This is a genomic window from Pseudomonas sp. 31 R 17 (assembly GCF_900004915.1).
Taxonomy (GTDB): domain Bacteria; phylum Pseudomonadota; class Gammaproteobacteria; order Pseudomonadales; family Pseudomonadaceae; genus Aquipseudomonas; species Aquipseudomonas orientalis_A.
The window spans coordinates 1-6797 of record NZ_CVTN01000055.1 but is presented as its reverse complement, the minus strand read 5'-3'; the positions used below and the strand labels follow the sequence as shown (position 1 = coordinate 6797).

Here is a 6797-nt window from a genome sequence, read left to right as displayed (position 1 = left end):
CGTTCGGCCAGCGTGGTTTAACGGGGCGCCTGAGATCAAGATCAAAAGCAGATCAAGATCAAGAGCGACTCGCTTCGCATCGTGGTTACGGTTGCGCGCTACAGCGTTGTGTAGATACCTATGGCCATTGGGGGCAAGCCCCCTCCCACATTTTTGCGATAAAAAAAGCCCCGCCTGATTGCTCAGGCGGGGCTTTTTAATGGCCGATGGAATCAGACGAGGGGTTTAGGCTCGTGCTCTTCTTCCTGGGCCTTGTGCTCTACCGACGCAGCAGCGGCGGCAGCCTCGGCTTCCTTGCGGCGACGACGCACTTCACGTGGGTCGTTCGGGGCACGGCCGTTTTCAGTCAGGGCGCTTGCCGGTGCAGCTTCAACCACCGGAGCAGTGACTTCGGCCACTACCGGCGCTTCAGCCGCGGGTGCAGGCTCAACGACCGGGGCGGGCTCAACCACGGGGGCAGGTTCGACCTCCGGGGTCGGCTCGGCCACTACGACATCAGCAACCGGAGTCGGAGCCTCTTCTACCACGGGGGCAGGAGCGGGCGCTTCAACCGCAGCGGCAGGTTCGGCGGTCCACTGGAAGGCGGTCTGTTCTTCGCGAACTTCACGCACGACCGGGGCAGCTTCTTCGACAGCCGGTGCTTCAACGACGGCTTCAACAACAGCTTCAATCACGGGCTCAGGCTCGACGACCGGGGCGACTTCAACGGCAACCACTTCGGTCACGGGTTGAGCGTCGCGAACCGGTGCCACTTCCACTTCCGGAACCACTGGGGTTTCGATTGGGGTAGTCGCTTCCACCACCGGTGCTTCAACCGCTGGGGTCTCGGCAACGGGCGCTTCTACCGCAGCGGTCTCTTCGACAGCCGCGGTAGCGCGTTCAGCCTGCTCATGGGCCTGGGCTTCAGCAGGTGCGCTGATGGTCGAGCTGGCCACGGCGGCGGTCACGGCCAGGCCGGCAGCCAGGTCGGCACCGGTAGGTTCGGTGTTGGCCGCTTCGGCGTTCTCGCCGGCTTCTTCCGAGCCTTCGATCACGTTGCCGTTGGCATCACGCTGACGCTCACGACGGTTGCTGCGACGACGCTGACCACGGGAGCGGCGGCGTGGGCGATCGCCTTCGGCGTTGTCCTGGCCCTCTTCCTGCAGTTGCTCTTCGCCGGTCAGCACTTCTTCTTCACTGGCGGCAGCGGCCTGTTCGGCGCGTGGTTGACGCTCTTCACGCGGGGCGCGTGGTTGGCGTTCCTCACGTGGCGCGCGCTCTTCACGCGGCTGGCGAGCCGGGCGTTCTTCGGTGGCAGTAGCAGTAGCAGCGGCTGCGGCGACGGCAGGAGTCGCATCCAGAGGCTCGCGCAGTTCACGTACACGCTCTTCACGCTCGCCACGCGGCTTGCGATCTTCACGCGGGGCGCGTGGCGTACGCGCACGTTCTTCGCGTGGGGCGCGTTCTTCACGGGCTACGGCCGGGGTTTCTTCGCGGGCTTCGCGAGGTGCACGCTCTTCACGTGGCGCGCGCTCTTCACGCGGGGCACGTTCTTCGCGCGGCTTGCGCTCTTCGTCACGACGACCGTTGCGGTTGCGGCTCTGCTGACGACCGTTGCGACGCTCTTCGTTACGTGCCGGGCGTTCGGTGGCGGTTTTTTCAACCACAACCGGGGCAGCCGGTTCTTCCTTGGTGGCGAACAGGCTGACCAGCGACTTCACCAGCCCTTTGAACAGGCTTGGCTCAGGCAGGGCGGCCGGTGCAGCCACCGGAGCAGCCGCTTCGGCCGGTACCGGTGCATTGGCGCGGGCCGGTGCGGTTTTCACGGCGGCTTCCTGGCGGACCAGGGTGCGGGTCGCAGCGGCCGGCTGGACTTCTTCCACTTCGGCGGCAGCAGCGGCGATTTCGTAGCTGGACTGGCCGCTGTGGGCTTCCGGGCTGTCATCGCGCAGGCGCTGGACTTCGAAGTGCGGCGTCTCGAGGTGATCGTTCGGCAGGATGACGATACGGGCACGGGTGCGCAGTTCGATCTTGGTGATCGAGTTGCGTTTTTCGTTGAGCAGGAACGCGGCGACCGGAATCGGCACTTGTGCGCGAACTTCGGCAGTGCGGTCTTTCAGGGCTTCTTCTTCGATCAGGCGCAGGATCGCCAGGGACAGCGATTCAACGTCACGGATGATGCCGGTGCCGTTGCAACGCGGGCAGACGATGCCGCTGCTCTCGCCCAGGGATGGACGCAGGCGCTGACGGGACATTTCCAGCAGGCCGAAGCGCGAGATACGGCCCACTTGTACGCGGGCGCGGTCCGCTTCCAGGCATTCGCGGACTTTCTCTTCCACGGCGCGCTGGTTCTTGGCCGGGGTCATGTCGATGAAGTCGATCACGATCAGGCCGCCGATGTCACGCAGGCGCAGCTGGCGGGCGATTTCTTCAGCCGCTTCCAGGTTGGTCTGCAGGGCGGTTTCTTCGATGTCGCTACCCTTCGTGGCGCGCGCCGAGTTGATGTCGATGGACACCAGGGCTTCGGTCGGGTCGATCACGATGGAGCCGCCGGAAGGCAGTTCGACCACACGCTGGAAGGCGGTCTCGATCTGGCTTTCGATCTGGAAACGGTTGAACAGCGGCACGCTGTCTTCGTAGAGCTTGATCTTGCTGGCGTACTGCGGCATGACCTGGCGGATGAAGGTCAGGGCTTCGTCCTGGGCTTCAACGCTGTCGATCAGCACTTCGCCGATGTCCTGGCGCAGGTAATCGCGGATGGCGCGGATGATCACGTTGCTTTCCTGGTAGATCAGGAACGGCGCGGAACGATCCAGCGAAGCTTCTTTGATGGCGGTCCACAGTTGCAGCAGGTAGTCGAGGTCCCACTGCATTTCTTCGCTGCTGCGGCCCAGGCCTGCAGTGCGCACGATCAGGCCCATGTCGGCCGGTGCGATCAGGCCGTTCAGCGCTTCACGCAGTTCATTGCGCTCTTCGCCTTCGATGCGACGGGAGATGCCGCCGGCACGCGGGTTGTTCGGCATCAGCACCAGGTAACGGCCGGCCAGCGAGATGAAGGTGGTCAGGGCGGCGCCCTTGTTGCCACGTTCTTCTTTTTCGACCTGGACAATGACTTCCTGGCCTTCGCTCAGGACGTCCTTGATGTTCACGCGGCCTTCGGGGGCTTTCTTGAAGTATTCGCGGGAGATTTCCTTGAGGGGCAGGAAGCCGTGGCGCTCGGAGCCGAAATCGACAAAGGCAGCCTCAAGGCTTGGTTCGATGCGAGTAATACGGCCTTTATAGATGTTGGCCTTCTTTTGCTCGCGTGCACCGGACTCGATGTCCAGGTCGTAGAGGCGTTGGCCATCTACCAGTGCAACACGCAACTCTTCGGGTTGAGTTGCGTTAATCAGCATTCTTTTCATGTTGTACCGTCGGTTTCCGGGCTGCCGGAAACGGCGTTCGGCACACACGACTTCTCACGGTCGGTGTCAGGTGCGTCAAGAGTGGTTGGCCACTCCAGTGTCCAGCAAAACCTGCCAATTGGGCGGGTATCGCGACGGACGCGTCCTGCTTGTTAGCGGTGGTGACAAAGGCACCACTTCAACAAAAGCTAAGGTCAGGAGGAGGAATCAACCGGCGACTGTGGACGAGATGAAGCGTCTAAATATAAGCCTAGTGCTACACGGTCCGACGGTTGTGCATCTCCACCCTACACGTATCCCTGATAATTCGGGTGCTGCCGCGCGCAGAATCCGCAGCGGGTTGGCATTTACCGTGTTCTCCAAAGGGGAGTCCACGCTCATGGCTAAACAAGACTAGGTGTGGGCGATTGCGCTCTCACTCAGCTCTTAACAGGCGTTGTTTCCGAAGCATTCGCCATGGTCTGGCTCGGGACTGACTGCACTTTGTGAACTGGCCGTAAATATCGGCGCAGGACGCGAGTATTCACTCTGCGTACCGCACTCGCTTCAGGCCTCATGTCACCTGCGCTTGTTACAATCTCAAGCCTTCCAGGGTGGCGAACGCCCCGTAGGACGGCCTCGCGTCCTGATGAATTGCGATGGTCAGGGCCGGCAGTTTGCCGCAAGTCCTCTGTCCAGGCCGCTTTTGGCGGCGTTCGCGACTATAGCAGCAATGATTAAGTGCTTCAATTCCATAAAAAATTGTTATCATCGCCGGCATGACGACTACCGCCCCCCAGACCCCCAGCGTCCAGCTGCTCGAGGTCTCGCCGGAATATGCCGGCCAACGCATCGATAATTTTCTCCTGGCCAGGCTCAAAGGCGTGCCCAAGACCTTGATCTACCGCATCTTGCGTAAAGGCGAAGTGCGGGTGAACAAGGGTCGGATCAAGCCCGAGTACAAGCTGCAGGCGGGCGATATCGTCCGTGTGCCGCCGGTTCGCGTGCCTGAGCGCGACGAGCCCGTGCCACTGGCCCAGGGCCTGCTGCAGCGCCTCGAAGCGTCGATCGTCTTCGAAGATAACAAACTCATCGTGATCAACAAACCCTGCGGCATTGCGGTTCACGGCGGCAGCGGCCTGACGTTCGGCGTGATCGAGGCCTTTCGGCAGTTGCGCCCGGATGCCAAGGAGCTGGAGCTGGTCCATCGCCTGGACCGCGACACCTCCGGCCTGTTGATGATCGCCAAGAAACGCAGCATGTTGCGCCACCTGCACACCGCCCTGCGCGGCGACGGCGTGGACAAGCGCTACATGGCCCTGGTGCGCGGCAACTGGGCCAGCTCGATCAAGAGCGTGCGGGCGCCGTTGCAGAAGAGCAACCTGCGTTCCGGTGAACGCATGGTGGAAGTGGACGAGGAGGGCAAAGAGGCCCTGACCCTGTTCAAGGTGCTGCGCCGCTTCGGCGACTTCGCCACCCTGGTCGAGGCCAAGCCGGTGACCGGGCGTACCCACCAGATTCGCGTGCACACCCTGCATGCCGGTCATTGCATCGCCGGTGATACCAAATATGGCGACGAGGATTTCTCCAGGGAGATCCGCGACCTGGGCGGCAAGCGCCTGTTCCTGCATGCCTACATGCTGACCGTGCCGCTGCCCGACGGTGGCGAGCTGAAGTTGCAGGCGCCGGTCGATGACATGTGGGCCAAGACCGTGGAGCGCCTGAGTGTCGCACCGTGATTACAAACTGCTGATTTTCGATTGGGACGGCACCCTGGCCAATTCCATTGGCCGCATCGTCGAGTCGATGCACATGGCGTCGACCCGCTCGGGCTTTGAGTTGTGCAGCGACCTGGCAGTCAAGGGCATTATCGGCCTGGGCTTGCCTGAGGCGATTCGTACGCTGTATCCGTACATATCCGACACTGAGCTGGTCGCTTTCCGCGAGCACTACGCCGATCACTACATTGCGCTGGAGGCTGAGCCTTCGCCGCTGTTTGAGGGTGTGGTGCAATCGCTGCAAGCGTTTCGTGCCGAGGGATACCACCTGGCCGTCGCCACGGGCAAGGCGCGTCGCGGGCTGGATCGGGTGCTCAAGGCGCACGGCTGGGAAGACTATTTCGATATCACCCGTGCGGCGGATGAAACTGCCAGTAAACCTCACCCTCTGATGCTGGAGCAGATCATGGCGCATTGCCGTGTATCGCCGCGCGAGGCGTTGATGGTGGGTGATGCCTCCTTCGACCTGATGATGGCTCGCAATGCTGGCATGGACAGCGTGGCGGTCAGCTACGGCGCCCAGTCTGCGGATGCGCTGCAGCCATACGAGCCCAGGGTCACGATCGATCATTTTTCTCAATTGCAGGCCTGGCTCAGCCGGGCTCGATAAGTCTTTGCTGGGGTTGATGGCATGAGTGACGAGTGGAAAGCGCCGGAAAAAGCGCAAAACGCTGATGACAAAAGCTGGAAGCTGCTGGAGAAAACCCTCCTGGCCAGCGTCCAGGAGCAACGCCGTGCGCGCCGCTGGGGGATTTTCTTCAAGCTGCTGACCTTCACTTACCTGTTGCTCATACTGGCGCTGTTCAGTCCGTTGATGGACATGGAAAAGAGCGCCACCCGTGGCAGCCAGTACACCGCCTTGATCGAGGTGCGCGGGGTGATCGCCGACAAGGAGCCCGCCAGCGCCGACAATATTGTCAGCAGCCTGCGCGCGGCGTTCGAAGACCCCAAGGTCAAGGGCGTGATCCTGCGTATCAACAGCCCCGGCGGCAGTCCTGTGCAGTCGGGCTATGTGTATGACGAGATTCGTCGCCTGCGCGCGCTGCATCCGGACACCAAACTGTATGCGGTGATCTCCGACCTGGGGGCTTCGGGCGCTTATTACATCGCCAGTGCCGCCGACCAGATTTACGCTGACAAGGCCAGCCTGGTAGGTTCCATTGGGGTGACGGCAGCCGGTTACGGGTTTGTCGGCACCATGGAGAAGCTGGGCGTGGAGCGTCGCACCTACACCTCGGGCGAGCACAAGGCGTTCCTCGATCCGTTCCAGCCGCAGAAGGCGGATGAGACCCAGTTCTGGCAGGGCGTGCTCGACACTACCCATCGCCAGTTCATCGCCAGCGTCAAGCAAGGGCGTGGCGATCGGCTCAAGGACAAGGAGCATCCGGAGCTGTTCTCCGGGCTGGTGTGGTCGGGCGAGCAGGCACTGCCGCTGGGCTTGATCGACGGCCTGGGCAGCGCCAGTTCGGTGGCGCGGGATGTGGTTGGCGAGAAGGAGTTGGTGGATTTCACGGTTGAGGAATCGCCGTTTGACCGCTTCTCCAAGAAGCTTGGTGCCAGCGTGGCCGAGAAGCTGGCCCTGTACATGGGCTTCCAGGGCCCGAGCTTGCGCTGATATCTCAAGCCAGCTGCAGATCAAAATGTGGGAGGGGGCTTG

The 6797-nt window shown here is 62.2% G+C and carries 4 protein-coding genes; 3 read left to right on the top strand and 1 reads right to left on the bottom strand.

Annotated features, from left to right (window positions below):
* Nucleotides 1–212: 212 nt before the first annotated feature.
* Entirely contained in the window at nucleotides 213–3374 is a 3162-nt protein-coding gene (gene rne, locus BFP89_RS06940; RefSeq protein ID WP_218061314.1) for a ribonuclease E, read from the bottom strand.
* Between the two features lie 767 nt (nucleotides 3375–4141).
* Here rne and rluC point away from each other — a divergent pair.
* The 3 genes from rluC to BFP89_RS06925 are packed head-to-tail and all read left to right on the top strand — an operon-like array spanning nucleotide 4142 to nucleotide 6755.
* Complete coding sequence (gene rluC / locus BFP89_RS06935; protein ID WP_065884788.1) at nucleotides 4142–5101, top strand: 23S rRNA pseudouridine(955/2504/2580) synthase RluC; 960 nt, start codon at nucleotides 4142–4144, stop codon at nucleotides 5099–5101.
* On the top strand, nucleotides 5088–5750 hold the full coding sequence (locus tag BFP89_RS06930) for an HAD-IA family hydrolase (RefSeq protein ID WP_065884787.1): 663 nt from the start codon (nucleotides 5088–5090) through the stop codon (nucleotides 5748–5750). The genes rluC and BFP89_RS06930 overlap by 14 nt, the downstream gene beginning before the upstream one ends.
* Before the next feature lie 21 nt (nucleotides 5751–5771).
* The gene (locus tag BFP89_RS06925; RefSeq protein ID WP_065884786.1) at nucleotides 5772–6755 is read left to right on the top strand and encodes a S49 family peptidase; all 984 of its coding nucleotides are present in this window, start codon (nucleotides 5772–5774) and stop codon (nucleotides 6753–6755) included.
* Nucleotides 6756–6797: the final 42 nt, after the last annotated feature.

Coding starts and splice junctions, on each gene's coding strand:
- rne (WP_218061314.1), bottom strand. CDS start 3,374: ATGCTGATTAACGCAACTCAACCCGAAGAGTTGCGTGTTGCACTGGTA.
- BFP89_RS06925 (WP_065884786.1), top strand. CDS start 5,772: ATGAGTGACGAGTGGAAAGCGCCGGAAAAAGCGCAAAACGCTGATGAC.
- rluC (WP_065884788.1), top strand. CDS start 4,142: ATGACGACTACCGCCCCCCAGACCCCCAGCGTCCAGCTGCTCGAGGTC.